We start from the raw sequence: 25907 nt of genomic DNA, 5'->3' as shown, positions 1-25907 counted from the left end.
GGAAAAGCAGTTGTATTGTCGCGAAACGCAAACCTATTGTCCAAATAAAAAATATCCTACGTCCCGCATTCCTCTGCGCACCTCCCCTAATTTGGTTTTGACGCTGGTTTCTGCCTATACTATAATTGAATAGTTATGGATCTATATACAAAATGCCCGTTTAGCATGCTCTGCTCTGGGCAATGGTTTTAACTAAGATGATTTTTAATATATAAAATAGAGGTGAAGTACTGTGTTTGATCGTCTTCAAGCCGTTGAGGACCGCTATGAAAGGCTGAATGAGCTTTTAAGTGATCCTGATATTGTCAGTAATCCGGCCAAGCTGCGCGAGTATTCGAAGGAGCAGTCCGATATCCAGGAAACCGTCCAGGCTTACCGGGAATATAAAGAAGCGAAGGAGCAGCTGCAGGACGCCAAGGCAATGCTCGAGGATAAGCTTGACGCGGATATGCGCGAGATGGTGAAAGAGGAAATTTCGGAGCTTAACGACCAGGTCGAGGAGCTTGAAGCCCGCCTGAAAATCCTCCTGATTCCGAAAGACCCGAACGATGACAAGAACGTTATCATGGAAATCCGCGGTGCGGCGGGCGGGGACGAGGCAGCCTTGTTTGCCGGCGACCTGTTCCGCATGTACAGCCGCTTTGCCGAAGCGCAGGGCTGGAAGGTCGAAGTGATGGACCAGACTTCGACTGGCGTGGGCGGCTTCAAGGAGATCATTTTTATGATTAACGGAAACGGCGCCTACTCCAAGCTGAAGTACGAAAATGGCGCCCACCGCGTACAGCGTGTGCCGGAAACAGAATCAGGCGGCCGGATTCATACGTCGACGGCCACCGTGGCCTGCCTTCCTGAAGCGGAAGAGGTCGACATTGAAATCCATGATAAAGATATCCGCTTTGACACGTACGCATCCAGCGGCGCCGGCGGCCAGAGCGTTAACACGACGATGTCGGCTGTCCGTCTGACGCATATCCCGACTGGAATCGTCGTTACTTCACAGGATGAAAGGTCGCAGCATAAAAACAAGGACAGGGCGATGAAGGTCCTGCGCGCGCGCGTCTATGACAAGTTCCAGCAGGAAGCCCGGGCGGAATACGACCAGGTGCGCAAATCGGCGGTCGGTACAGGGGACCGTTCCGAGCGAATCCGTACGTATAACTTCCCGCAAAACCGCGTGACCGACCACCGCATCGGCTTGACAATCCAGAAGCTTGACCAGATTTTGCAGGGCAAGCTTGATGAAGTCATCGACGCCCTCATCATGGAGGATCAGTCCAGCCGCCTGGAGAATGCCAGCAATGAGTAAAAAAATATTCGAAGCCCTGAACTGGGCTTCTTCTTTTTTAAAAGAAAAAGGACGGGATGAAAACGCGGGGGAAATCCTGCTTCGCCATTTTGCCGGGATGAGCCGGGCCCAATTGTTCGCCAGCATGCGCGACGAGCTGGACCCGGAGGTGTGGACAGCTTTTGAGCAGGCTGTGGTGCGCCATCATGAAGGTGTGCCGGTGCAGTACATCATCGGCCATGAGGAGTTTTACGGCCGGAGGTTCATGGTCAATCCTTCGGTGCTGATTCCGCGGCCGGAAACGGAAGAGCTGATTGAGGGAACGCTCCGGCGGCTGGAAAAAATGTTCGGCATGCAGGAAAATCTGCAGCTTGCCGACATTGGAACCGGCAGCGGCGCCATTGCTGCCACTCTGAAGCTTGAGAGGCCATCCCTGAATGTGACGGCGACCGACCTTTCGCCCGAAGCACTGGCAACCGCGAGGGAAAATGGTGCCGGCCTCGGCGCGGAGGTTGATTTTAAGCAAGGGGATTTGCTGCAGCCGCTGATTCAGTCCGGAAAAAAGTTTGACGCGATTGTTTCCAATCCGCCGTATATCCCGGCAGGCGACCAGTCGTGGATGTCCGAAGTCGTCACCGGGCACGAGCCGCATCTCGCCTTGTTCGCAGGAGAGGACGGGCTGAATTTGTACCGGCGCTTTATGGAGGAGCTGCCGCTCGTCCTCAAGGAAAAAAGCCTGGTGGCCTTTGAAATCGGCGCCGGCCAGGGAGTGGCAGTGGCAGGTTTGCTGAAGTCGGCATTCCCGCAGGCAAATGTCGAAATTGTCGATGACATCAATGGCAAGGACCGGATGGTGTACGCTGAGATTGGCTGACCTTGGCACCGCCTTTTGCCCATTTTTGGAAATTGCAGTTGACATCTTCGCTGCCAATCCATTATGGTTATAGTAATAAAAAACGGAAGGGTGACCCAATGCAATGAAGTTCTAATCCTATTTTTCGAAAACCAGCTAATTGAAGGCCATTTTAAGCAGCCCAGACTGCTTATTTTGCGCTGCCTCAATTGGAGTTTTCAGGATAGGATAGGACTTTAGACGCTGGGGCAGAGGGAGAAGTCTCTTTGCTGTACGCCCATGCCTCCTATTCTGAATAGGGGGCTTTTTGTTTTGCTAAAGTCCCTGCGAAATCAGAAAAAAATGGGGATGATAACATGACCTTGCTGGAAGCAAATCAGATAAAACTGTTTATGAAGGACCGCCTTCTTTTGGATATTGAAAAGCTGCAGATCGAAAAGGGGGATGTGATTGGCCTTGTCGGCCGGAATGGGTGCGGCAAGACGACGCTGCTTGAAATCCTGTCTGGAAAAAAAGGGCCGGAGAGCGGAGCGGTCTCAAGAAACGGCACCTGCGATCTTCTGCCGCAGCTGAAAAGAACGGACAGCATAAAAAGCGGCGGGGAAGTGACACAGGAATATATCAAAATGGCGCTGGCCAGCAGCCCGGCACTGCTGCTGGCGGATGAACCGACGACCCATCTGGACGCCGGGCATATTGCCTGGCTTGAAAAAAAGCTTGGGAACTGGCAGGGGGCGCTCGTCCTCGTCTCCCATGACCGCGCATTTCTCGATGCTCTTTGCACAGTCATCTGGGAGCTGGAAGAAGGAAAAGTAAAAGCATACAAAGGTAATTATTCCGAATATGCAGCCCAGAAGGAACTGGAGCGCCGCCAGCACGAGCAGGCCTTTGAGAAATACGAGAAAAAGAAGCGGCAGCTGGAGGAGGCTCTGGCTCTGAAGGTGAAAAAGGCGGAGCGGGCGACGAAGGCTCCAAAGAGAGTCAGCCTCTCGGAAGCGAGAATCACGGGTGCCAAGCCGTACTTCGCCAAAAAGCAAAAGAAGCTTGAGCAAACAGCCAAGGCGATCGAGACCAGGCTGGAAAAGCTTGAAAAGGTCGAAAAGGCAAGAGAAGCACCCGCGATTAAAATGGAGCTTCACAATGAAGAAAGCTTTAGAAACCGGATCATTTTCCGGGTAGAAAAGCTGAAGGGACAAATCGGAAAAAAGGCTCTATGGAGGGAAGCCAGTTTTCAGGTGCGCGGCGGCGACAAGCTGGCAATTATCGGCGCCAATGGCAGCGGCAAAACAACGCTGCTGAAAAAGCTGCTCAGCGAGGAAAAGGGCATTACGATATCTCCTGCTGTAAAAGTCGGTTATTTTAGCCAGAACATTGATATCCTCGATGTGGAGAAGTCGATTCTGGAAAATGTCAGCTCAGACTCCAGCCAGGAGGAAAGTATAATCCGCACGGTCCTGGCGCGGCTGCACTTTTTCAGGGACGATGTGCATAAACCGGTCGGGGTGCTGAGCGGCGGCGAGCGCGTCAAGGTCGCCTTGGCGAAGCTGTTTGTCAGCGACCTGAACACACTGGTGCTGGATGAACCGACCAACTTCCTTGACCTTCAATCGGTGGAAGCCCTTGAATCTTTGTTAAAAGACTACAGCGGGAGCGTGCTGTTCGTCTCGCATGACCGCCGGCTGGTGGAAAATGTGGCGAGCTCGATCCTTGAAATAAGCAATGGTGAAATCAAGCTGTTTGAAGGCACTTATCAGGAATTCCGTGAACATGTTCCCAAGGAGCGGGACGCGGGGGAGGATTCCAGGCTGATTATCGAAACAAGGCTGACAGACGTGCTGAGCAGGCTGAGCCTTGAGCCCACGCCGGAACTGGAGCAGGAATTCCAGCGCCTCCTGGCAGAAAAGCGGAAGCTGCAGGAGAGGTGAGCAAGTGCGGATGGGAAGGGGCTCCGCAGCCGCGGGAAGGCCCCCTGACCAACGCGCGTATACATCATAAAAACAATTTCAACATTGATAGTTTAAGAATCTAGCAAACTGTCCACACTGTGACTAGTGAAGGGACGGTGCTGGAAATGAAAACAAAACTACTTGCAGGACTTTATATTCTTTTATTATCCATAGCTACTATTTTAAATTTATATATGCCGCAGGCCGAAGCGACGGCGCAGGATCCAATGGTCATCCCAAACGAAGCGATCCGCCTGCGAATCCTTGCCGACAGCGATTCGGCGAAGGACCAGGAAGCCAAACGCCTTGTGAGGGATGCAGTCAACGCGGAGATCACCAACTGGGTGCAGGACCTGACTTCGCTCGATGAAGCGCGGACCCTGATCCAGTCAAGGCTGCCGGAAATCCAGCAGATTGCCGAGGAAGTAATTGCCTCACAAGGATTGGACCAGAGTGTAAAAACCGAATTTGGCACAGTCAGCTTTCCAACTAAGCTGTATGGCCAATTCCTCTATCCCGCGGGCGAATATGAAGCAATTTTAATCACGCTCGGTGAAGGCACAGGCTCCAACTGGTGGTGCGTGCTGTTTCCGCCGCTGTGCTTCCTCGACTTCTCCAACGGCGAAGCAACAAGCGAAGGCTTTGAGGAAAAACCAGCAGAAGAAAAAACCGCAGAAAAGGCCCCGGTTTACGAAGAACAAGACGAATCCCCCGTCGAAGTCCGCTTCTTCCTCGTCGAACTGTGGGATAAGATATTTGGGTAGATTTTAAAGAAGGATATATTGAGGTTAAAGCATGTTGATTGGAGTGGAAGGCGCGAAGACTCCTCGAAAATGCTAACGCATTTTCTTCGTGCGTGGGCAGGTTCAAGGAAGCACATTCAATGTCCTGCGGGATTAACGGGACAGGTGAGACCCCGCAGGAGCACAAGCGACGAGGAGCAGGAAATGCGTATGCCGACTGTTCAGAAACGAGCAAACTGGAAGCTCCGACAAAGAAGCGTTCTTTGCTTCTGTCGGAGGAGCTGAAGTTTGTTGAGTTTCTAGGAGGCGAAGCGAGACAGGCTCACCGCCCGTCCCGCGGAAAGCGAAGCGCCTGGAACGGAAATCAACATTCTACTTGAAGCAGCTTGAAGCCAGTCTTTCCTATATGAAAGGCTGGTTTTTTAATATAAAAAATGGTTGTCCACTGGTAAAACATGGACCATGTGCCAAAAAGGCCGCACCTTTTACCAATTATGTTACTTCTATAAGACAAGCAGATTAAAGATTCTTACAAGCTGTTTTAAAACGGGAGAAGCGGATATATAAGGAGTGTAACAACAAAACAACAACCTGAAGGAGTGAGAGATCATGGCAAAAAACAATAGCAACAATAACGATAAAATGTCACGTGAGGAACGAGGACGCATGGGCGGCGAAGCAACAGCCGAGAACCATGGCAGCGAGTTTTATCAGGAAATTGGCCGCAAAGGCGGGGAAGCAACCGCTGATAACCATGATAAGGATTTCTACCAGGAAATTGGCCGTAAAGGCGGAGAAGCAACCGCTGAGAGCCATGATAAGGATTTCTATCAGGAAATTGGCCGCAAAGGCGGAGAAACGACTTCCGAGAATCATGACAAAGAGTTCTATCAGGAAATTGGCCGCAAGGGCGGAGAAGCAACTTCCGAAAACCACGACAAAGACTTCTACCGCGAAATTGGCGAAAAAGGCGGCAATGCCCGCAACAACAACGATTAATAGATTGCAACTTAACTGAAAACCGAAAAAACATTGAGGGGCTCGGTGCTGCTAAAGCAGTACCGGGTTTTTCTGTCTAGCAGAAATAGTTCTATTTTTCACCTGCTGCCATACATATTAGTAGAGATGAAAAAGCGGGGTGGGAAAATGGAAGAGCATATTCGTGAAGCAGAAGTGAAGGATATTAAAAGACTGGAATCTTTTTTAGCGCAGGCAAATGTCAGCTGTGACGGTGTGGCGGACCATATTGAATTTTATTCCCTGTTGGAAACAAGAAATGGAAAGCTCAAAGCCTGCATTGGCATCGAGCCAGCTGGCAGCGCCGGGCTGCTGCGCTCGTTCGTCCTGTCACCGGGCACCTCACAGGGAGATGTGCTGCTCCTGTTTGACAGGGTGGTCGCGATGGCGGAAAAAAAGCAGCTTAACGCTCTTTACCTTGCTACCAATAAAGAGCAGGCTGCGTCCTTTTTTCAAAATATGGGCTTTCAAAAGACGGAAGACCTGCCTGTCAGCTTGTATAAAAATAGTCACATGAAGCAGGCTTTGGATGTGGATAAGTGCATTGTAATGAAGATGCCTTTGTAAAATGTGGATATGTCCGCAAAGTTATCCACGGAAAAGCGCGAATTATGCACAATTTGTGGATAATAACTTGTCTTCCATGGGGACTTCTTTTATACTTTCATAGAAATTAACAGTGCAGTCCCGTGAAAATAGGGAAAAATGAACTAGTTTAGGGATTGAGATTCCAAAAAGCAAAGGGAGACAAGCATGAAGACGAAAATGTGGACAGTGGATAAATCTGTGGGTAACTTAATAACATATCCACAAATTACACAGGCAGCAGAAATGCTGAAACAAAATGAAGTGGTCGCCCTGCCGACGGAAACCGTTTACGGACTGGGCGGAAATGCGGAGAGTGACGATGCGGTCGCGAAGATTTTTAGCGCAAAAGGCCGGCCGGGCGATAACCCTCTTATTATTCATATTGCAGACGAAAAGCAGCTTGAGAGTTTTGTCGCTGAAGTGCCGGAGCAGGCGAGGAAGCTGATGAAGGCCTTCTGGCCAGGACCGCTGACGCTTGTTTTGGAGAAAAAGGACGGCCATCTTTCCGAGCTGGCAACAGCCGGGCTTGCAACGGTGGCAGTGAGAATGCCGGCGCATCCGGTGGCACTGGCCGTCATTGAGGCTACGGGTCTGCCGATTGCCGCGCCAAGCGCCAATTTATCCGGACGTCCAAGCCCGACAACGGCTGGGCATGTGGCAGATGACCTTGAAGGCAGGATTGCCGGGATTGTGGACGGCGGGCCGACAGGGGTCGGGGTGGAGTCCACGGTGGTCGACTGTACGGGAGAGGTGCCGGTCATTTTGCGTCCAGGCGGCGTCACGCTTGAGCAGCTGGAGGAGGTCGTTGGCGAGGTGTCTGCGGACCCGGCGCTCGCCGATCCGGATCAGGCGCCGAAATCCCCGGGAATGAAATACCGCCACTATGCCCCGAACGCACCTTTGTATCTGGTCGACGGCAGCGCGGCCGAAATTCAGGAATTGGTGGATGAAAAGCGGGCAGAGGGGATGAAGGTCGGCGTGATGACGACCGAGGAAAATGCGGGCCGCTACAAGGCGGACACGATTTTTGCCTGCGGCCGGCGGAATGAGCCCGAAAGCGTGGCTGAGCACCTTTATGACACATTGAGGGCATTTAATGAAAGCCCTGTCGACATCATCTTTGGCGAAGTTTTTACGGAAACCGGCGTCGGTGCCGCGATTATGAACCGCCTCACCAAGGCATCCGGATTCCCGGTGATTGAGCGGGAAGGCAGGATGTAGGCGGGATTGTCGTAAGGGGTGTGCGTTTTGTCGTGAGGCCTGTTGGTTTTGTCGTAAAAGCAGCCTGGTTTGTCGTAAGTGGACCGCGTTTTGTCGTAAACGCGGTTCGTTTTGTTGTAAGAGGTGAAAAGGTTGTTATGTTTGTCGTAAGGGACCTGCATTTTGTCGTGAGTCTGGCGGGTTTTGTCGTAAAAGCAACTTGGTTCGTCGTAAAGCAGCCTGGTTTGTCGTGAGTGGACTGCGTTTTGTCGTAAACCCCCGGTATACAGTCGCAAACATGCGGTAATTACACCGATACGGCAGTAATCCCCATTAAAAGTCCCGCCTGCCGGGATTTGCTTCTAAACCCTGGTGGACGTGCATATGCTGAATTAGCAAGTCCACGGACTCGACCAGGGAGGCTGAAGAATGACGGCAGTATGGGGAGAAATGGTGACTCTTGTTTTAATGGCATTTGCGCTGGGGATGGATGCTTTTTCGGTCGGCCTCGGCATGGGGATGTACAGGCTGTCGCGAAGGAAGATTTTTAAAATAGGTATTACCATCGGCCTGTTTCATGTGTGGATGCCGCTCCTTGGCATGGGGGCAGGCCGGTTTTTATCGGAGCAGTTTGGCTCGCTTGCAGGCTATCTGGGCGGAATTTTGCTCTTGTTTTTAGGCATCCAGATGATTTGGGGCAGTTTTAAGGAAGACGAATCCAGCCTGATTTCCCCTGCGGGAATCGGCTTGCTGTTTTTCGCGCTTGGCGTGAGCCTTGACAGCTTTTCAGTCGGATTGACGCTCGGGATTTACGGAGCCAGGACGGTTTTGGTTCTCATCTGCTTTGGAGTGGCGGCGACAATATTGACCTGGGCGGGGCTGCTGCTGGGCCGGCGGATGCAGCACTGGATCGGTACATACAGCGAAGCCCTGGGCGGCAGCATCCTGCTGGCATTTGGCATAAAACTGCTGCTGCCGTGAGCGTTGCCTGGTACCGTAGGGTAAGGTTGAATAGATAAAATTGGCACCTATTCGAGGTGTCTTTTTTTTTCTTATTTCCTCCGCAGCGAGTATAATAGGAAAAAAACAGTAAAAGGAGGCTGTTACATGGAACGCGTACTGTTTGTCTGTACCGGGAATACCTGCCGCAGCCCGATGGCGGCTGCAATTTTAACAAGCAAACAAATTCCCGGAGTGGAAGTCAAGTCGGCAGGCGTCTTTGCGCTGAATGGTGATGCGCTGTCCCCCAATGCGCAGCAAGTACTGGAGGAAAACAAGCTTCCGCTGGAGCATCAGTCCACCCAGCTCTCCGAAGAGGAAGTCGGCTGGGCGACGCTGATCCTGACCATGACAGCCAGCCATAAAAGTGCGGTCATCTCCCATTTCCCCCAGGCGAAGGACAAGGTTTTCACTCTGCGCGAATTTGCCGATGAAATGGGACCGTACGATATCGCCGACCCTTATGGCGGCAGTGTGGAAATGTACCGTGAGAGCTTCGGTGAAATCAGACAGGCGATTGAAAAATCATTGGCGAAATGGGAGAAATAGTCCTTGTCCAGCGAATCTGCCTCATTTTTACCCAGCTTTTAAAAGAGCTCGCCGGCTGGCGAGTTTTCTTTATAATTCGTGGAGGTTATGAGAAAATAACGATGATAGTGAAATAGGAGGAGGAAACCTTCATGAGAGTAGCAATTTCTTCCGATCACGGCGGAATCAACATCCGTGAAGAAATCAAGCAGCTTATGGATGAAATGGGCATTGAATATGAGGATTTCGGCTGTGAATGCGAGACATCGGTCGATTATCCGGATTATGCCCTGCCGGTTGCCGAGAAGGTGGCGCAAGGCGAATTTGACCGCGGCATCCTGATTTGCGGAACAGGCATCGGCATGAGCATTGCCGCCAACAAGGTAAAGGGAATCCGCTGTGCGCTCGTCCACGATGTGTATAGCGCCAAGCTTACCCGCCAGCATAATGACAGCAATATAATCGCGATGGGAGAGCGCGTCATCGGGCCGGGGCTTGCCCGCGAAATCGCGAAAGCATGGCTTGGGGAAGAATTCGAAGGCGGACGCCATGCGAACCGCATTGGCAAGATCGCTTCTTACGAAAATAAGTAAACAGCATGCCAAATAATGGCCAGGAGGGGAAGCCGATGACAGTCAATCAATGGGAGAACGAGTTGAGCAGCATTCTCGATGAATTCAGGAATCAGGTGAACGTCAGCAGCAAGCAGCTTTTGGTGGTTGGCTGCAGCACGAGCGAGGTCATTGGTGAAAAAATTGGCACGGCCGGCAGTGAAGAGGTGGCAGCGCTGATTTTCAGGCAGCTGCGGAAGCTTCGGGAGGAGACGGGAGTCCAGCTGGCTTTCCAGTGCTGCGAGCACCTGAACCGGGCGCTTGTTGTTGAACGTCAGACCGCTGAAGGCAGGAACCTTGAGGAAGTTTCCGTCATACCTGTCAGGAAGGCAGGCGGGGCGATGGCCACTTATGCCTACAACCATATGGAGGACCCGGCGGTTGTCGAGTTTGTGAAAGCCGATGCGGGCATTGATATCGGCAGCACGCTGATAGGCATGCACCTCAAGCATGTGGCTGTTCCAGTGCGCGTGGCACAGAAGACTCTGGGACAAGCCTATGTGACACTGGCGATGACAAGGCCAAAGCTGATCGGCGGCACCAGGGCCGTTTATGAAAGAACAAAGGCGAACGAAAAATGCTAAAAACGCTCCTTTATGGGGCTTTTTTCGCGTTTTTTGGCATTGGTTTTATATAAATTCGCTTTCAATTTAGCCAAATGACGAAAGTTAGCCATTTCCGGCTTTCTTTTCCCGCCAACATGGGCTACAATTAAAAAGAATTTTCTTGCAACATACTATAAAGCTACATAATTTTTCGGCAGCAGTGAAGCAGAAGGGGGAGCATAAAATGAAGCATCTTATCGAGCAGGATCGCCAGGTATATGAGGCCATCCAGAAGGAATTGGGACGCCAGCGCACAAAAATCGAGCTGATTGCCTCGGAGAACTTTGTCAGTGAAGCGGTAATGGAAGCGCAAGGATCCGTCCTGACGAACAAATACGCCGAAGGCTATCCTGGCAAACGCTATTATGGCGGCTGCGAATACGTGGATATTGTGGAAGACATTGCCCGCGACCGCGCCAAGGAAATCTTCGGGGCAGAGCATGTGAATGTCCAGCCGCATTCCGGCGCCCAGGCCAATATGGCGGTTTATTTTACGATTCTTGAGCAGGGAGATACCGTTCTCGGGATGAACCTTTCCCACGGCGGCCATTTGACCCACGGCAGCCCGGTCAACTTCAGCGGCGTGCAGTACAACTTCGTTGAATACGGTGTGGATGAAAAGACACATATGATCGATTATGATGTTGTCCGCGAAAAAGCGCTCGAGCATAAGCCAAAGCTGATCGTCGCTGGTGCCAGTGCGTATCCGCGCGAGATCGATTTTAAAAAGTTCCGTGAAATCGCGGATGAAGTCGGCGCTTACCTGATGGTAGACATGGCCCATATTGCCGGGCTGGTTGCGGCTGGCCTGCACCAGAATCCGGTGCCCCATTCCCATTTTGTTACGACGACGACCCATAAGACGCTTCGCGGTCCGCGCGGCGGCATGATCCTGTGCGAGGAACAATTCGCGAAGAAAATCGACAAGTCGATCTTCCCTGGGATCCAGGGCGGCCCGCTGATGCATGTGATCTCCGCAAAGGCGGTATCCTTTGGCGAAGTGCTCCAGGACAGCTTCAAGGATTATGCGAAGCAGATCATCACCAATGCCCAGCGCCTTGCGGAAGGCCTGAAGAAAGAGGGCATCGATCTTGTCTCCGGGGGAACCGACAACCACCTTCTGCTTGTCGACCTGCGTTCACTAGATTTGACTGGAAAAGTCGCCGAGCACGTGCTCGATGAAGTCGGCATCACAGTCAATAAAAATACGATTCCATTCGATCCGCAAAGCCCATTCGTGACAAGCGGCATCCGTATCGGAACCGCAGCCGTCACAAGCCGCGGCTTTGGCGATGCAGAGATGGATGAAATCGCAAGCATCATTGCTTTCACCCTTAAAAACCATGACAATGAAGAAAAGTTGGCCGAAGCACGCCAGCGTGTCGAAGAGCTGACAAGCCAGTTCGAGCTTTATCCGAGTCTATAATGATTAAAGGCGGTTCCTGTTTAGCGGGGGCCGTCTTTTTTGTGCTGTCTTGTGTTGCTCTTAGACTTTTTTTTCTGTAAAATGAGACGGAGTGTGAACGGTAACCAGTTTTTTGCGATGCCCATTGGCTGGGCAGGCGGCTGCCTTACATAAAAATGACCATTTTAAAGGAGAGATCTTCATGGCAAAGGTATTTGTATTTGATCACCCTCTTATTCAACATAAGCTGACGTATATCCGCGACATAAACACCGGAACAAAGGAATTCCGGGAGCTGGTCGACGAAGTGGCGACGCTGATGGCGTTTGAAATCACGCGCGACATGCCGCTTCAGGATATTGAAGTGGAAACGCCGGTGCAAAAAACAAAGTCCAAGGTCCTTGCCGGAAAGAAGATGGGACTGGTTCCGATCCTGCGTGCGGGCATCGGCATGGTCGATGGCATCCTGAAACTGATTCCGGCAGCGAAGGTTGGGCATATCGGCCTTTACCGCGACCCGGAAACATTGAAGCCGGTTGAATATTACGCGAAGCTGCCAAGCGATGTGGAAGAGCGCGATTTCATTGTCGTCGATCCAATGCTAGCGACAGGCGGATCAGCGGTTGAAGCGATCAACTCCCTGAAAAAGCGCGGCGCGAAGCATATCAAGTTCATGTGCCTGATTGCGGCTCCGGAGGGTGTGGACGTGCTTAAAGAAGCTCATCCTGATGTGGACATTTATATTGCGGCTCTTGATGAAAAGCTGAATGACCATGGCTATATTGTGCCTGGCCTTGGAGATGCAGGCGACCGCCTGTTTGGCACGAAGTAATCACGAACTTCAATGAGCGGGGAGTGGATTGTGTGCAACGGCGAATCAAAGTCATGACAATTTTCGGGACGAGGCCTGAAGCCATCAAGATGGCGCCGCTTGTTCTCGAACTGCAGAAGCAGGAAAGCCATTTTGAATCGATTGTCACCGTGACGGCGCAGCATCGCCAAATGCTCGACCAGGTGCTGGAGATTTTCGGGATTGTTCCGGACTATGACCTCAATATCATGAAGGACCGCCAGACGCTGGTGGATGTGACGACCAGGGGGCTTGAGGGCCTGGACAGAGTGATGAAGGAAGTAAAGCCCGACATCGTTCTTGTCCATGGCGATACGACCACCACGTTTGTCGCCAGCCTGGCGGCGTATTACAACCAGATTCCGGTTGGCCATGTCGAGGCCGGCCTGCGGACCTGGAATAAGCATTCGCCGTTCCCGGAGGAAATGAACCGCCAGCTGACCGGAGTGATGGCCGACCTTCATTTTTCACCTACATCGAAAGCGGCTGAAAACCTTCTGCGTGAAAACAAGCAGGAAGAAAGCATCTTTGTGACCGGGAATACGGCGATCGACGCATTGAAGACGACGGTAAAAGAATCCTATTCTCATGAGGTTCTCGATCGGATTGGCGGCGGGCGGCTGTTGCTGATGACGGCCCACCGCCGCGAGAACCTTGGTGAGCCGATGCGCAGCATGTTCCGGGCAATCAAAAGGATTGTGGAGGAGCAGGAGGATGTCTCAGTCGTGTACCCCGTCCACCTGAATCCGGCTGTGCGCGAGATTGCCGATGAAATCCTCGGCGGCGATGAGCGGATCCTTCTGATTCCGCCGCTGGACGTGATTGATTTCCACAATTTCGCTGCCCGAGCCCATCTCATTTTGACCGATTCCGGCGGCGTCCAGGAAGAAGCGCCGTCGCTCGGCGTCCCGGTACTGGTGCTCCGGGATACAACCGAGCGGCCGGAAGGAATCGAAGCCGGCACGCTGAAGCTGGCCGGGAACGAAGAGCAGCCCATCTACGAGATGGCCACCGAGCTGCTCACCAACCATGCCGCTTATGAAAAAATGGCCAAGGCCGTCAACCCGTACGGAGACGGATTCGCCTCCGCCAGGATCGCCCACGCCATTAGGTTTTATTTTAAACAGACAGACGAAAGGCCGGAAGAATACCGGCCGAAATGAGAGGAAGAGCGCCTTTTTTGTAGGGCGCTCTTTTTGTGCCCGGGAAGAAGTTGGGCGGAGTGCTGAGTTTGGCAAATAGGATGAGGTATTTGGACAATAGAATGTTGATTGCGGACAATAGAAGTGCGTTTCCGGCAAATAGAAATGCGAAACTGGACAATAGGATAGGTACCGGCAAATAGAAAGAGGTATTTGGACAATAGAACGTTGATTGGGGACAATAGAAGTGTGTTTTCGGCAAATAGAAATGCGAAACTGGACAATAGGATAGGTACCGGCAAATAGGTATCGATATTTGGACAATACAACGTTGATTGCGGACAATAGAAGTGCGTTTCCGGCAAATAGAAATGCGAAACTGGACAATAGGATAGGTACCGGCAAATAGAAAGAGGTATTTGGACAATAGAACGTYGATTGCGGACAATAGAAGTTTGTTTTCGGCAAATAGAAAAGCGAAACCCGACAATAGAACAGTGCATTGGCAAATAGACCCGCCATTTTGGCAAATAAAAACTCGATTCCGGAAAATAAAATAAACAAATCGGCAAATAAAATCCTTTTTCCGGCAAATAAAATGATGTAACCCGACAATAGAACGGTGCTCAACCCAAATCCACACACATCGATTCCACAACTCCAGCCTATTTGCATACTCTTACCCTCTCTTGCCAACGATAAAGAAAAAAAGAGGGTGCTTTTGATGCGGAAATTTAGTTGTCTGATGCTGGCGCTGCTGATTTTAACTGGGGGGAGTCAGAGCCCACGTAAGCTGCAGCATCCGCCTCTTCCTAGTGAAAATAAGAGCGTACATACAGTGGCCATAGTGCAAACCGAACATCCTCCTTCAGAAGAGGCGATTAAAAAGCAGCTTGCAGATTTCCCAAAGCTGAAGCTGCGCCGCATTTTTAAGCATGCATTCAACGGCTACTCGGTGGAAGGCCCTCTAAAAGAGCTGGAGAAAATACAGCGGAACAAAGGCATCCTCACCCTGTCGCCGGTGCAGACGTACAAAACGGAAGCCGCTCCCAATATGGAGCTGATCGGCGGCGAAGCGGTCCGAAGCATTTTTGACCAAAACGGGGAACGGCTTTCCGGCAAAGGAATCACGATTGGCGTCATCGATACCGGCATCGATTACGAGCATCCTGACCTTAGAAGGAATTATGCCGGCGGGCATGATCTTGTCGATGGCGACCGGGATCCGATGGAAACGAAGGGCCTGCATGGAACCGGCACCTTGCACGGGAGCCATGTAGCCGGGATCATCGCCGGCAATGGGCGGATGCGGGGGATTGCGCCTGAAGCGAAAATCGTCGCTTACCGGGCACTGGGTCCTGGGGGGATGGGCACGACCGAGCAGGTGCTGGCCGCCATTGACCAGGCGATCCAGGATAAAGTGGACATCCTGAACCTGTCGCTCGGCAATGAAATCAATGGGCCTGATTTGCCGATTTCGCTCGCGCTCAATAAAGCAGTGGAACAGGGGATCACCGCGGTCACCTCCTCAGGGAATTCCGGCCCGAATATTTGGACAGTCGGCTCGCCGGGGACGGCAGCGAAGGCCATCTCGGTCGGCGCCTCGACTCCGCCGCTTAAAATTCCCTATCTGATGCTTTCCGATTCCCAGGACAGAATCAGGCTCGAAATGCTTCAAGGGTCTGCCAGCTGGAAGTTTGACAAAAGCATCGAAATCGTCGAGGGGGGAATTGGCCGGAAGAAGGAGCTGCTGCAAGCGGCAGGCAAAATCGCCCTGATTCAAAGAGGCAGCCTGACATTTACCGAAAAAGTGAACAATGCGGCGGCTGCCGGGGCGCTGGGAGTAATCATCTACAACAATACAAAAGGGAACTTCCTTGGCAACCTGGAAAGAGAAGCGGAGATTCCTGCAGCCTCGCTGTCAAAGGAAGAAGGGGAAAAGCTCAGGAAGAAACTCAAGGACAAGTCCCTGTTCACGCGATTCATATTAATAGAAGAAAGCGACCAGCTGGCCGACTTCAGCTCGCGCGGTCCTGTGACAAGCACTTGGGACATCAAGCCCGATGTCGTGGCGCCAGGCGTGGCCATCAATAGCACCGTTCCTGGCGGCTACCTCTCGCTGCAGGGCACAAGCATGGCCTCGCCGCATGTCGCCGGAGCCGCCGCCCTCATCAAGCAGGCGCATCCCGACTGGAGCCCCGAGCAGATAAAAGCCGCGCTGATGAATACAGCCAAGCCGATTGCCGCACAAGATGGCAGGGCGTACAGGACTTACGAGCAGGGCGCTGGAAGAATCCAGGCCGAAAAGGCCGTAGCTGCCGAAACGCTGGTGCTTCCGGGATCGCTACAGTTTGGGAAATTCCAGCTGGCCGACAGGATGCATGAGCATGCTGCCCAGATTGAAGTCCAAAACCATGGCCGGTCATCTAAAAGGTATTCATTCCAAGTGCCAAAGCGGGAAGACGGCCTGGACTGGGAACTGCCGCTCACGTTTCAACTGGCTCCTGGCGAAAAGAGGAAGCTGAAACTCAGGCTGACTGTCGACCCATCAGCCTTTCAAAAAAAGCTGCACGACGGCTATCTGGTTTTACAGGAAGGAAGCAGCGCGATCACCATTCCCTACCTGTATGTACTTGAGGAACCGGATTATCCGCGCGTGATGGGTTTTGCCTTTTCGCCGGGGGACAAACCGGGGTGCTTCCGCTATGAAGTCTATCTGCCTGGAGGAGCCGAAGAATTCGGCATTGCCTTGTTCGACCCGGATGACTTCCGGTTCATCGGCTTTCTCGACTGGGGAAGGAATATGAAAAAAGGTCTTCTCCAAAAGGATCTCCCGGCCAGCAAGCTTCCGGGGGAGGGTGGATTTATCGCCAAGGTTTTCGCCCGGAAAGCCGGAGTGGAGCATGATGTGGAGACATTCATCTTTATTCCTCCACCTGAGGATTGAAACAAAATGGAGAGGGGAAATCCCCTCTCCATTCTTTTGTGATATAATATTTAAAAATATCCAGTAATGGAAATTTGTAAAAGTGATAAGTATGTGAACTTTTTAGCTTGAATGGATTGACAATTGACAAGCGCCTATTGTATGCTTACAAAGGACGTAAATGGTAAGGTTTACAGTGTTGAAAAGATTGTCGTTTCAACGCTTTTCAGAACTTGTTTTGCCCCCTGCCCCATCATCATTCCCTTAAAAATGAGGATGCTTTTTATGCGCCGAAACAATGAGCGCCCGTTCAAGGCGATGGCTTTGACGTCTGCGATTCTATCACAATTGTCCGGCAGTGTGCTGATTGGCGTTTTTTCGGGCAGATGGCTGGATGAAAGGTTCGCAACCGCACCGCTTTTTCTGATTATTGGAATTTTCGCGGGTCTGGCGGCAGGTGTTTATGCGGTGATCACGACACTGCGCTACTTTAACGCGGGAGATTAATAAAAAATGCCGGATTTGCAGCAGATGACATCACGATATCGACAATACATGTTTTATTTGCTGGCTGTGTATGTCCTTGGATGGGGTTTCACCTCTTACCAGCCTGTTTTTGCAGGGTTAATCCTTGGGACAAGTCTGGGCTTTTTTAATGTCTGGTTACTGGCGAAAAAAACCGAGAAGCTTGGCGAGACTGTCGCTTCCGGCGATGGGAAGGTCCGAACATTGGGTACGCTTTCAAGGATGGCCACAGCCGTACTCGCGGTGATTATTGCCACCAGGTATCCTGATACCTTCCATTTCATCAGTGTTATTCTGGGATTAATGACATTTCCCATTGTCATTATGATAGATTTTTTCCTACAATCCATTCATTTACGTAAATAGCGGGAAAAGAGGTGAATACGTTTGAATCATGAAGCTCCTATGAAAGAGTTTATGGGTCTATGGTTTAACCTGTCCAACGTCCTGATGATTACGGTTGCCAGCGCTATCGTATTTTTGATTGCGGTACTTGCCACAAGAAAACTTGCGATGAAACCGACTGGTGCCCAGAACTTTATCGAATGGGTTATGGACTTTGTCAAGAACATCATTAACAGCAACATGGATTGGAAAACAGGTGGGAGATTCCATCTATTGGGCCTGACATTGATTATGTACATATTTGTTTCAAATATGCTGGGTCTGCCATTTGCTATTACTGTAGGACATGACCTTTGGTGGAAATCACCGACAGCCGACCCGGTCATCACCTTGACCCTGGCGGTAATGGTCACAGCACTTGCCCATTATTATGGTGTAAAACTGCGGGGAACAAAAGAGTATGCCAAAACTTTTGTCCAGCCGGTTGCATTCCTGTTCCCACTGAAACTATTGGAGGAGTTCTCGAATACTCTGACTCTAGGTTTGCGTCTATACGGGAACATTTACGCAGGTGAAATCCTGCTCACCCTGCTTGCGGGCGGCCTTGCCAGTTCATTTGGCGGTGCCATTGTCGCAATTGTGCCGACGATTGTATGGCAGGCATTCTCTATCTTTATCGGTTCCATCCAGGCTTTCATTTTCACTTTGTTAACAATGGTCTACATTTCTCACAAGGTAAGTCATGACCATTAATAATATATAACCTGTTCATTTTATGAACAAACATCCAATACATTTTATATTTCGAGGAGGAAACATTAATGGGTGCAATAGCAGCAGCAATCGCAATTGGTTTAGCAGCATTAGGTGCAGGTTTGGGTAACGGTATGATCGTATCAAGAACAGTTGAAGGAATTGCCCGCCAGCCAGAAGCTCGCGGAATGCTTCAAACTACTATGTTCATCGGGGTTGCGTTCGTAGAGGCGATTCCAATCATGGCGGTTGTTATCGCGTTTATGGTAGTTGGCCAATAATGATACTTACAATGGCGAAGATCACATAAACAGGAGCTTCGCCATTCCTTTATGCCTTTTAACACGAAAGGCGCCATACATAAGCCTTTTTGAGGCCGGGCGCTTGACATTTTTATCTTGATAAAGCTTATTTCTCTTGAAGTGAACACTACTGAAGGGAGTGAACCTTGGGTGAATACCAATCTATTCGTACTAGGGGCAGCAGCAGGCCAATTGAATACTGGAGATATCCTTTTCCAGCTGGCCATGTTCCTAATTTTGATGGCATTATTGAAAAAGTTCGCATGGGGCCCGCTGATGAGCGTCATGAACGAGCGTGAACAGCATATTGCCGGCCAAATCGATGCGGCGGAAAAGAGCCGTACCGAAGCCAGCAAGAACCTCGAAGAACAGCGCGAGCTATTGAAACAGGCGCGCGTGGAAGCAGCAGCGCTGATTGAAAGCGCGAAAAAGCAGGCCGATGTGCAGCGTGAAGAGATCCTTGAGCTTGCACGCACCGAGTCTGACCGCCTTAAAGAATCTGCAAAGCTTGAAATTCAGCAGCAGAAAGAGCAGGCTGTCGCGGCTATCCGTGATCAGGTTGCTACATTGTCTGTCATGATCGCTTCCAAGGTAATTGAGAAGGAACTGAATGAAGCAGAGCAGGAAAAGCTGATCAACGAGTATATTAATGAGGCAGGAGAAGGCCGATGAGCAACCCGACAATTGCAAAACGGTATGCTGCGGCACTTTTTGACGTCGCATCGGCAAACGGCCTTCTGAATACAGTGGAGGACGAGCTTCGCGTTGTGAAGGAAGTGTTCCAGAGCAACCCGGGCCTTGCCGCGGTATTGAAGTCTCCAAAACTTGCAGCTGAAAAGAAAAAAGCGCTTCTGCAGTCATCCTTTGCAGGGGCAAGCACGTATGTGCAAAACCTGCTTATGGTATTGTCCGACCGCCACCGCGAGGAGATCATTCCCGAAGTGGCCGATCAATTCATTGAATTGTCCAACAGTGCCAAAGGATTGGCGGAAGCCAAAGTTTACAGTGTCAAGCCGCTTAGCGATGCCCAGAAGGAAGCTCTTTCCCTGGCGTTTGCACCAAAGGTCGGCAAAACGGCACTTCGCATTGAAAACATTACAGATTCCAATTTGCTCGGCGGCGTGAAGCTGCGCATCGGCAACCGCATTTTTGACGGCAGCCTCCGCGGCAAGCTTGATCGCCTGGAACGCAGATTGTTAGGCTGAGATTCGTAGATAGGGGTGAAACTCATGAGCATCAAAGCTGAAGAAATTAGTGCGCTGATAAAGTCGCAAATAGAAAACTATCAGGCGGAAATTCAAGTAAGTGATGTGGGTACAGTCATCTCCGTTGGTGACGGAATTGCCCGTGTTCATGGTCTTGATAACGCCATGGCTGGAGAACTTGTCGAATTTTCAAACGGCGTTATGGGTATGGCTCAGAACCTTGAGGAAAATAACGTTGGTATCATTATCCTTGGACCTTTCACGGAAATCCGCGAGGGCGATGAGGTCCGCCGCACGGGCCGCATCATGGAGGTTCCGGTTGGCGAGGAGCTGATCGGCCGCGTCGTGAACTCCCTTGGACAGCCAGTCGATGGCATGGGTCCAATCAATACAACAAAAACTCGTCCAATCGAGTACAATGCACCTGGCGTTATGGACCGTAAATCTGTTCATGAGCCATTGCAGACTGGTATCAAGGCGATTGACGCCCTTGTGCCAATCGGCCGCGGACAGCGTGAGCTGATCATCGGTGACCGCCAGACTGGTAAAACATCTGTTGCCATCGATACGATCCTGAACCAAAAGGGCCAGGACATGATCTGTATCTATGTAGCTATCGGACAGAAGGAATCAACTGTACGTAATGCGGTTGAAACTCTTCGTAAAAATGGCGCATTGGACTACACAATCGTTGTTACCGCTTCGGCTTCCCAGCCGGCACCGCTTCTTTACCTTGCTCCATATGCAGGTGTATCCATGGCGGAAGAATTCATGTACGATGGCAAGCACGTTCTTGTCATCTATGATGACCTGACAAAGCAGGCAGCCGCTTACCGTGAGCTTTCCTTGCTGCTTCGCCGTCCTCCAGGCCGTGAAGCCTACCCAGGGGACGTCTTCTATCTTCACAGCCGCTTGCTTGAGCGCGCAGCGAAGTTGAGCGATGCGAAAGGTGCAGGCTCCATTACGGCGCTTCCATTTATCGAAACACAGGCAGGGGACGTTTCTGCCTATATCCCGACAAACGTTATTTCCATCACGGATGGACAGATCTTCCTTCAGTCCGACCTGTTCTTCTCCGGCGTGCGTCCGGCGATCAACGCTGGTCTTTCCGTATCCCGTGTAGGTGGATCCGCGCAGATCAAAGCGATGAAGAAGGTTGCCGGTACACTCCGTCTGGACCTTGCGTCCTACCGTGAGCTGGAAGCATTCTCCCAGTTCGGTTCCGACCTAGATGCAGCAACACAGGCGAAGCTGAACCGCGGTGCGCGTACAGTTGAAGTACTGAAGCAGGATCTGAACAAGCCGCTTTCCGTTGAAAAGCAGGTTGCCATCCTTTATGCATTGACACGCGGCTTCCTCGACGATATTCCGGTAACGGACATCCGCCGTTTCGAAGCTGAATTCCATACATGGTTAGACCACAACCGCAAAGAAGTGTTAGACCATATCCGCACGACCAAGGAACTTCCAAAGGACGAAGATATGGCCGCTGCAATCAACGACTTCAAAAAGACGTTTGCAGTATCGGAATAATTTTAAGGTTGGCGCCTCATAATCAGGGGCGCTGACTTAAGAAATTTTATCTAACATTTTCTAAAAGGGTGGTGAGAACCTATGGCATCTTTACGCGATATTAAAAACCGGATTAATTCGACGAAGAAGACGAGCCAGATCACCAAGGCGATGGAAATGGTGTCCTCCTCCAAATGGAACCGCGGAGTGATGAATGCGAAAGCGTTCGTCCCTTACATGGAGAAAATCCAGGAAGTAACGGCCTCCATTGCAATGGGAAGCCAGGACTCCACTCATCCCATGCTAGTGAGCCGCCCGGTCAAGAAGACGGGTTATCTGGTCATCACGTCGGACCGCGGCCTTGCCGGTGCTTTTAACAGCAACGTCATCCGCCAGGTATTCCAGACAGTCAAAAGCCGCCATAAGTCGAATGACGAGTTCGCCATCATCGCCATCGGCAGGGTAGGCCGCGACTTTTTCATTAAACAGGGCATGAATGTCGTTCTAGATATCACAGGCGTGGCCGACCAGCCATCGTTCAGTGAAATCCAGGACATCACCAGCAGTGCTGTTGGCATGTTCTCGGACGGCACATTCGATGAACTGTATGTGTATTACAGCCACTACGTGAGCGCCATTTCACAGGAAGTGACCGAGAAGAAGCTTCTTCCGCTGACGGACATTGAAGTTCCGACGAAGCTTACTTCCTATGAATTCGAGCCGAATGCGGAAGAAATCCTTGAGGTTCTTTTGCCTCAATACGCGGAAAGCCTGATCTTCGGGGCATTGCTTGACAGCAAGGCCAGCGAACATGCCGCGCGCATGAACGCAATGAAGAACGCGACGGACAATGCGAAAGATCTGATCGGCCAGCTGAGCCTCAGCTATAACCGTGCCCGCCAGGCCGCGATTACGCAGGAAATCACCGAGATTGTCGGCGGCGCAGCAGCGCTGGAATAATATTGATAAAAACAGGATGTTAGGGTCCTGTACGATATAGCAGGAAAGAGTACGATAGGAGGGAACAAGATGAACAAAGGACGCGTTCTCCAGGTTATGGGTCCGGTTGTTGACGTGAAGTTCGAAAGCGGCAGCCTTCCTGAGATCTATAACGCATTGAAGATCGTTAATAAAGCGCAGAATGAATCTGAAGTGGACATCGACCTAACCCTTGAAGTAGCCCTTCACTTGGGTGATGACACAGTGCGGACAATCGCGATGTCCTCAACAGACGGCCTTATGCGCGGCGTGGAGGTTGTCGACACAGGTGCAGCCATCTCCGTACCAGTTGGTGACGTAACACTTGGCCGTGTATTCAACGTTTTGGGAGAGACAATCGACCTTGACCCGGCCATTCCGGCTGATGCACGCCGTGACGCTATCCACAGGGAAGCGCCAACGTTTGAGCAATTATCCACAGAAGTAGAAATTCTTGAGACTGGAATCAAGGTTGTTGACTTGCTTGCCCCTTACATCAAGGGTGGTAAGATCGGCCTCTTCGGCGGTGCCGGTGTAGGTAAAACCGTTCTTATCCAGGAATTGATCAACAACATCGCCCAGGAGCACAGCGGTATTTCCGTATTTGCTGGTGTCGGTGAGCGTACCCGTGAAGGAAATGACCTTTACTATGAAATGACTGATTCCGGCGTTATCAAGCAGACGGCGATGGTATTCGGCCAGATGAACGAGCCGCCGGGAGCGCGTATGCGTGTTGCCCTGACTGGCTTGACCATGGCGGAATTCTTCCGTGACGAGCAAGGACAGGACGTTCTTTTCTTCATGGACAACATCTTCCGTTTCACACAGGCAGGTTCCGAGGTTTCCGCCCTTCTTGGCCGTATGCCATCAGCGGTAGGTTACCAGCCGACACTTGCTACTGAAATGGGTAAATTGCAGGAGCGGATCACATCTACTAACGTAGGTTCCGTTMCCTCCATCCAGGCGATCTATGTACCAGCCGATGACTATACGGATCCGGCTCCGGCGACAACTTTCGCCCACTTGGATGCAACAACAAACCTTGAGCGTAAGCTTTCCGAAATGGGTATTTACCCGGCGGTTGACCCGCTGGCTTCTACTTCACGTGCGCTTTCTCCCGAGATTGTCGGCGAAGAGCATTATGAAGTGGCACGCCGCGTCCAGTCTACACTGCAGCGTTACCGTGAATTGCAGGATATCATCGCAATCCTTGGTATGGACGAGCTGGGTGACGAAGACAAGCTTGTCGTACACCGTGCCCGCCGCGTTCAGTTCTTCCTGTCCCAGAACTTCCACGTTGCCGAGCAGTTTACCGGCCAGCCTGGTTCTTATGTGCCAGTCAAGGAAACGGTTAAAGGCTTCCAGGAAATTCTTGATGGCAAGTATGACCACCTTCCAGAAGATGCGTTCCGCCTAGTCGGCCGTATTGAAGAGGTCATCGAGAATGCAAAACGCATGGGTGTAGAGGCCTAATCTCGGACCAGGAGGGTAAAAAATGAAGACGATGAAAGTCCATGTTGTTACTCCTGATGGACCGGTTTATGATTCAGAAGTGGAAATGGTCAGCACCAAGGCGCAGACAGGCGAACTTGGAATCATGCCAGGCCATATCCCGATGGTTGCACCGCTGCAAATCGGTGCGGTTCGGTTAAAAAAAGGCGGAGACACCGATTATGTCGCTGTCAGCGGCGGCTTCCTTGAAGTCCGCCCGGACACGGTCACAATCCTTGCCCAGACAGCTGAAAAATCGAGCGAAATCGACATCGAGCGCGCCGTTCGTGCGAAAGAGCGTGCCGAACAGCGCCTGCAGGCACGCCAGCAGGAAAACATCGATTTCAAACGCGCCGAGCTAGCCTTGCAGCGCGCAATCAACCGGATCTCCATTGCACAGAGAAGAATATAGATCGAAGAGGCACCTTCCGCTTTTGCGGGAGGTGTTTTTTGGTTTGTGCGTGGTGAATAGGAGGCGGAGAGGTGAAATACGGGACAGGGTCAAATCGGGATTATCCGGGGGATAATCAGGATTAACCGGGGATAAATCAGGATTATCCCGATGTGAATCAGGATTAAAACAGCGGATATCAGGTTTATCCCGAGGCAAATCAGGATTAAAACACCGGATATCAGGATTATCCAACGGCAAATCAGCATTATCTCATTTTTCCCTCTCCCAATATGCTAGATTCCAAGAGAAAACCTTCAAAAATTAGTGCTTCCGGCCCTTCCTTGCATTTCCAGGTCTAATCTCACCCTCCCAATTCATAAACATGAACAAAGTTTATTAAAAAACAAAATTATTATGCAAAAAAATACACGCTCAACACAGGGGATATTTGGGAAAAAGGCAAAACGGTTTATCGACACTTTTTGGCAACAATGATATAATTGTTATCGGTTACATATTTTAATAGTAAGAAATTTTACAACAATGGGGGGATGGGCATGGAACTTTTGAACGTATATCAAAATAATTATTTGATCGTCTTTGTGTTCCTATGTCTTGGGATTTTGCTGCCCGTGGTAGCTCTGTTCGCAGCGAAGCTCCTGAGACCGCCGTACAAAGCGATCGAGTCGAAGTATACGACGTACGAAAGCGGAATGGAACCATTCCATGATGCCAGAGTGCAATTCAATGTCCGGTATTACGTGTTTGCCCTGATGTTCGTTATTTTTGATGTAGAAACAGTATTTTTGTATCCATGGGCGGTCGCCTATGAAAAACTAGGAATCTTTGCTTTGATTGAGATGCTGATTTTTGTTGTGATGCTCCTGATCGGGCTCATCTACGCATGGAAAAAGAAGGTGCTCAAATGGATTTAAAACTTTATGATGTGACAGATGCAGAGTATGAAGAAATTAAACAGAATATTCTTTTTACCTCACTTGAACAGGTAAAAGGCTGGGCGCGGAGCAACTCGCTCTGGCCGATGACATTCGGCCTTGCCTGCTGTGCGATCGAGATGATGGCCTCGAGTTCGGCGCATTATGACCTGGACCGTTTTGGGACATTCTACCGGAACTCGCCGCGCCAATCGGACGTGATGATCGTCTCGGGAACCGTGACAAAGAAGATGGCGCCAACCGTTCGCAGGCTGTATGACCAGATGGCTGAACCTAAATGGGTCATTGCCATGGGATCCTGTGCAACTGCCGGGGGACCGTATATCAAATCGTATTCCGTCGTCAAGGGCGTTGACCAGATTGTCCCGGTGGATGTGTACATACCGGGCTGCCCGCCGAATCCGGCAGCCTTGATTTATGGAATCAACAAATTAAAAGAGAAAATCCGTTACGAGGCGAAGACCGGGAAGAGGGTGATCTAACTCATGAGCGGGGAAAAGGATCTGGAACAGCTGAAGAAAGAGGCGGTCGCCAAGGCAAAAGCCGCAGCAGCCGCAAAGCGGAAGGCGAAGGAACTCGCTGAAAAGGGAACAGCCGGGAATACCGAGCCGGCAGATGATCTGGCAAAGCAAAAGGCCGAAGCCGTAGCGCAGGCGAAAGCGGCAGCTGCCGCCAAGCGCAAGGAAAAGGAACTCGCTGAAAGCGGGGCAGCAGAACCGGCATCAAGTGATGATGACGACCTTGCGAA

General features: G+C 51.1%; 29 protein-coding genes and 1 pseudogene. All 30 read left to right on the top strand.

The features are described 5' to 3' along the window. The first annotated feature begins 232 nt into the window (after positions 1-232). Complete coding sequence (gene prfA, locus ADU22_RS04355; RefSeq protein ID WP_053361082.1) at positions 233-1306, top strand: peptide chain release factor 1; 1074 nt, start codon at positions 233-235, stop codon at positions 1304-1306. Continuing rightward, on the top strand, positions 1299-2159 hold the full coding sequence (gene prmC / locus ADU22_RS04350; protein WP_053361081.1) for a peptide chain release factor N(5)-glutamine methyltransferase: 861 nt from the start codon (positions 1299-1301) through the stop codon (positions 2157-2159). Before prfA ends, prmC begins: the two co-directional genes overlap by 8 nt. Before the next feature lie 335 nt (positions 2160-2494). Beyond that, positions 2495-4063, top strand: a complete 1569-nt coding sequence (locus ADU22_RS04345) for a Vga family ABC-F type ribosomal protection protein (RefSeq protein ID WP_053361080.1) — start codon at positions 2495-2497, stop codon at positions 4061-4063. Between the two features lie 146 nt (positions 4064-4209). Beyond that, on the top strand, positions 4210-4848 hold the full coding sequence (gene spoIIR / locus ADU22_RS04340) for a stage II sporulation protein R (protein ID WP_053364464.1): 639 nt from the start codon (positions 4210-4212) through the stop codon (positions 4846-4848). 119 nt (positions 4849-4967) lie between these two features. After that, the gene (locus ADU22_RS04335) at positions 4968-5207 is read left to right on the top strand and encodes a hypothetical protein (RefSeq protein ID WP_053361079.1); all 240 of its coding nucleotides are present in this window, start codon (positions 4968-4970) and stop codon (positions 5205-5207) included. Between the two features lie 229 nt (positions 5208-5436). Then, on the top strand, positions 5437-5826 hold the full coding sequence (locus ADU22_RS04330; RefSeq protein WP_053361078.1) for a KGG domain-containing protein: 390 nt from the start codon (positions 5437-5439) through the stop codon (positions 5824-5826). A 147-nt stretch (positions 5827-5973) separates the two neighbouring features. Beyond that, a complete protein-coding gene (locus ADU22_RS04325) occupies positions 5974-6411 on the top strand; it encodes a GNAT family N-acetyltransferase (RefSeq protein ID WP_053361077.1) in 438 nt (145 codons plus the stop codon). A 186-nt stretch (positions 6412-6597) separates the two neighbouring features. After that, positions 6598-7653, top strand: a complete 1056-nt coding sequence (locus ADU22_RS04320) for an L-threonylcarbamoyladenylate synthase (RefSeq protein WP_053361076.1) — start codon at positions 6598-6600, stop codon at positions 7651-7653. A gap of 32 nt (positions 7654-7685) precedes the next feature. After that, on the top strand, positions 7686-7886 hold the full coding sequence (locus ADU22_RS04315; protein WP_053361075.1) for a hypothetical protein: 201 nt from the start codon (positions 7686-7688) through the stop codon (positions 7884-7886). Positions 7887-8061: 175 nt separating this feature from the next. Continuing rightward, positions 8062-8613, top strand: a complete 552-nt coding sequence (locus ADU22_RS04310) for a manganese efflux pump MntP (protein ID WP_053361074.1) — start codon at positions 8062-8064, stop codon at positions 8611-8613. A 126-nt stretch (positions 8614-8739) separates the two neighbouring features. Then, entirely contained in the window at positions 8740-9180 is a 441-nt protein-coding gene (locus ADU22_RS04305) for a low molecular weight protein arginine phosphatase (protein WP_053361073.1), read from the top strand. 131 nt (positions 9181-9311) lie between these two features. Next, positions 9312-9752 carry a ribose 5-phosphate isomerase B gene (gene rpiB, locus ADU22_RS04300; protein WP_053361072.1) on the top strand — a complete coding sequence of 147 codons (441 nt, stop codon included), beginning with the start codon at positions 9312-9314 and terminating at the stop codon, positions 9750-9752. Positions 9753-9787: 35 nt separating this feature from the next. Next, complete coding sequence (locus ADU22_RS04295; protein ID WP_053361071.1) at positions 9788-10354, top strand: TIGR01440 family protein; 567 nt, start codon at positions 9788-9790, stop codon at positions 10352-10354. A 205-nt stretch (positions 10355-10559) separates the two neighbouring features. Further along, positions 10560-11801, top strand: coding sequence for a serine hydroxymethyltransferase (gene glyA / locus ADU22_RS04290; protein WP_053361070.1), 1242 nt, complete (start codon positions 10560-10562; stop codon positions 11799-11801). A gap of 181 nt (positions 11802-11982) precedes the next feature. Next, positions 11983-12612 (top strand): uracil phosphoribosyltransferase, encoded by a 630-nt coding sequence (upp, locus tag ADU22_RS04285; RefSeq protein WP_053361069.1) that lies wholly within the window; start codon positions 11983-11985, stop codon positions 12610-12612. A 32-nt stretch (positions 12613-12644) separates the two neighbouring features. Continuing rightward, positions 12645-13793, top strand: coding sequence for a non-hydrolyzing UDP-N-acetylglucosamine 2-epimerase (gene wecB, locus ADU22_RS04280; protein ID WP_286132258.1), 1149 nt, complete (start codon positions 12645-12647; stop codon positions 13791-13793). 703 nt (positions 13794-14496) lie between these two features. Then, on the top strand, positions 14497-16719 hold the full coding sequence (locus tag ADU22_RS04275; RefSeq protein WP_053361068.1) for a S8 family serine peptidase: 2223 nt from the start codon (positions 14497-14499) through the stop codon (positions 16717-16719). A gap of 264 nt (positions 16720-16983) precedes the next feature. Beyond that, positions 16984-17205 (top strand): AtpZ/AtpI family protein, encoded by a 222-nt coding sequence (locus ADU22_RS04270; protein WP_053361067.1) that lies wholly within the window; start codon positions 16984-16986, stop codon positions 17203-17205. 6 nt (positions 17206-17211) lie between these two features. Then, on the top strand, positions 17212-17589 hold the full coding sequence (locus tag ADU22_RS04265; RefSeq protein WP_053361066.1) for an ATP synthase subunit I: 378 nt from the start codon (positions 17212-17214) through the stop codon (positions 17587-17589). 21 nt (positions 17590-17610) lie between these two features. Further along, the gene (atpB, locus tag ADU22_RS04260; protein WP_053361065.1) at positions 17611-18321 is read left to right on the top strand and encodes a F0F1 ATP synthase subunit A; all 711 of its coding nucleotides are present in this window, start codon (positions 17611-17613) and stop codon (positions 18319-18321) included. Positions 18322-18389: 68 nt separating this feature from the next. Further along, positions 18390-18602: a F0F1 ATP synthase subunit C gene (gene atpE / locus ADU22_RS04255; RefSeq protein ID WP_053361064.1), complete on the top strand. Its 213-nt coding sequence runs from the start codon at positions 18390-18392 to the stop codon at positions 18600-18602. Between the two features lie 171 nt (positions 18603-18773). After that, positions 18774-19295 (top strand): F0F1 ATP synthase subunit B, encoded by a 522-nt coding sequence (gene atpF, locus ADU22_RS04250; RefSeq protein ID WP_053361063.1) that lies wholly within the window; start codon positions 18774-18776, stop codon positions 19293-19295. After that, positions 19292-19828, top strand: coding sequence for a F0F1 ATP synthase subunit delta (locus ADU22_RS04245; protein WP_053361062.1), 537 nt, complete (start codon positions 19292-19294; stop codon positions 19826-19828). Before atpF ends, ADU22_RS04245 begins: the two co-directional genes overlap by 4 nt. A gap of 24 nt (positions 19829-19852) precedes the next feature. After that, positions 19853-21361 carry a F0F1 ATP synthase subunit alpha gene (gene atpA / locus ADU22_RS04240; RefSeq protein ID WP_053361061.1) on the top strand — a complete coding sequence of 503 codons (1509 nt, stop codon included), beginning with the start codon at positions 19853-19855 and terminating at the stop codon, positions 21359-21361. An 81-nt stretch (positions 21362-21442) separates the two neighbouring features. Further along, positions 21443-22300 (top strand): F0F1 ATP synthase subunit gamma, encoded by an 858-nt coding sequence (locus ADU22_RS04235; RefSeq protein WP_053361060.1) that lies wholly within the window; start codon positions 21443-21445, stop codon positions 22298-22300. 69 nt (positions 22301-22369) lie between these two features. Beyond that, positions 22370-23791, top strand: a complete 1422-nt coding sequence (gene atpD / locus ADU22_RS04230; protein ID WP_053361059.1) for a F0F1 ATP synthase subunit beta — start codon at positions 22370-22372, stop codon at positions 23789-23791. A gap of 22 nt (positions 23792-23813) precedes the next feature. Further along, positions 23814-24221: a F0F1 ATP synthase subunit epsilon gene (locus ADU22_RS04225; protein ID WP_053361058.1), complete on the top strand. Its 408-nt coding sequence runs from the start codon at positions 23814-23816 to the stop codon at positions 24219-24221. A 539-nt stretch (positions 24222-24760) separates the two neighbouring features. Continuing rightward, complete coding sequence (locus ADU22_RS04220) at positions 24761-25138, top strand: NADH-quinone oxidoreductase subunit A (protein ID WP_046523755.1); 378 nt, start codon at positions 24761-24763, stop codon at positions 25136-25138. Beyond that, positions 25129-25641 carry a NuoB/complex I 20 kDa subunit family protein gene (locus ADU22_RS04215; protein ID WP_053361057.1) on the top strand — a complete coding sequence of 171 codons (513 nt, stop codon included), beginning with the start codon at positions 25129-25131 and terminating at the stop codon, positions 25639-25641. The genes ADU22_RS04220 and ADU22_RS04215 overlap by 10 nt, the downstream gene beginning before the upstream one ends. 3 nt (positions 25642-25644) lie before the next feature. Further along, positions 25645-25907: pseudogene (locus tag ADU22_RS25130) on the top strand (NADH-quinone oxidoreductase subunit C); the annotation flags it as partial.

The sequence above is a fragment of the Bacillus sp. FJAT-27251 genome (genome assembly GCF_001273925.1).
Taxonomy (GTDB): Bacteria; Bacillota; Bacilli; order Bacillales; family Cytobacillaceae; genus Mesobacillus_B.
The sequence above is the reverse complement of the archived record's forward strand: the minus strand, read 5'-3'. Positions and strand labels throughout refer to the sequence as shown.

What these genes read in the sequence shown, in the direction of transcription:
- prmC (WP_053361081.1), top strand. Translation starts at nt 1,299, where the DNA reads ATGAGTAAAAAAATATTCGAAGCCCTGAACTGGGCTTCTTCTTTTTTA.
- ADU22_RS04345 (WP_053361080.1), top strand. Translation starts at nt 2,495, where the DNA reads ATGACCTTGCTGGAAGCAAATCAGATAAAACTGTTTATGAAGGACCGC.
- spoIIR (WP_053364464.1), top strand. Translation starts at nt 4,210, where the DNA reads ATGAAAACAAAACTACTTGCAGGACTTTATATTCTTTTATTATCCATA.
- ADU22_RS04335 (WP_053361079.1), top strand. Translation starts at nt 4,968, where the DNA reads ATGTCCTGCGGGATTAACGGGACAGGTGAGACCCCGCAGGAGCACAAG.
- ADU22_RS04330 (WP_053361078.1), top strand. Translation starts at nt 5,437, where the DNA reads ATGGCAAAAAACAATAGCAACAATAACGATAAAATGTCACGTGAGGAA.
- ADU22_RS04325 (WP_053361077.1), top strand. Translation starts at nt 5,974, where the DNA reads ATGGAAGAGCATATTCGTGAAGCAGAAGTGAAGGATATTAAAAGACTG.
- ADU22_RS04320 (WP_053361076.1), top strand. Translation starts at nt 6,598, where the DNA reads ATGAAGACGAAAATGTGGACAGTGGATAAATCTGTGGGTAACTTAATA.
- ADU22_RS04310 (WP_053361074.1), top strand. Translation starts at nt 8,062, where the DNA reads ATGACGGCAGTATGGGGAGAAATGGTGACTCTTGTTTTAATGGCATTT.
- ADU22_RS04305 (WP_053361073.1), top strand. Translation starts at nt 8,740, where the DNA reads ATGGAACGCGTACTGTTTGTCTGTACCGGGAATACCTGCCGCAGCCCG.
- rpiB (WP_053361072.1), top strand. Translation starts at nt 9,312, where the DNA reads ATGAGAGTAGCAATTTCTTCCGATCACGGCGGAATCAACATCCGTGAA.
- ADU22_RS04295 (WP_053361071.1), top strand. Translation starts at nt 9,788, where the DNA reads ATGACAGTCAATCAATGGGAGAACGAGTTGAGCAGCATTCTCGATGAA.
- glyA (WP_053361070.1), top strand. Translation starts at nt 10,560, where the DNA reads ATGAAGCATCTTATCGAGCAGGATCGCCAGGTATATGAGGCCATCCAG.
- upp (WP_053361069.1), top strand. Translation starts at nt 11,983, where the DNA reads ATGGCAAAGGTATTTGTATTTGATCACCCTCTTATTCAACATAAGCTG.
- ADU22_RS04275 (WP_053361068.1), top strand. Translation starts at nt 14,497, where the DNA reads ATGCGGAAATTTAGTTGTCTGATGCTGGCGCTGCTGATTTTAACTGGG.
- ADU22_RS04270 (WP_053361067.1), top strand. Translation starts at nt 16,984, where the DNA reads ATGCGCCGAAACAATGAGCGCCCGTTCAAGGCGATGGCTTTGACGTCT.
- ADU22_RS04265 (WP_053361066.1), top strand. Translation starts at nt 17,212, where the DNA reads ATGCCGGATTTGCAGCAGATGACATCACGATATCGACAATACATGTTT.
- atpE (WP_053361064.1), top strand. Translation starts at nt 18,390, where the DNA reads ATGGGTGCAATAGCAGCAGCAATCGCAATTGGTTTAGCAGCATTAGGT.
- ADU22_RS04245 (WP_053361062.1), top strand. Translation starts at nt 19,292, where the DNA reads ATGAGCAACCCGACAATTGCAAAACGGTATGCTGCGGCACTTTTTGAC.
- atpA (WP_053361061.1), top strand. Translation starts at nt 19,853, where the DNA reads ATGAGCATCAAAGCTGAAGAAATTAGTGCGCTGATAAAGTCGCAAATA.
- ADU22_RS04235 (WP_053361060.1), top strand. Translation starts at nt 21,443, where the DNA reads ATGGCATCTTTACGCGATATTAAAAACCGGATTAATTCGACGAAGAAG.
- ADU22_RS04225 (WP_053361058.1), top strand. Translation starts at nt 23,814, where the DNA reads ATGAAGACGATGAAAGTCCATGTTGTTACTCCTGATGGACCGGTTTAT.
- ADU22_RS04220 (WP_046523755.1), top strand. Translation starts at nt 24,761, where the DNA reads ATGGAACTTTTGAACGTATATCAAAATAATTATTTGATCGTCTTTGTG.
- ADU22_RS04215 (WP_053361057.1), top strand. Translation starts at nt 25,129, where the DNA reads ATGGATTTAAAACTTTATGATGTGACAGATGCAGAGTATGAAGAAATT.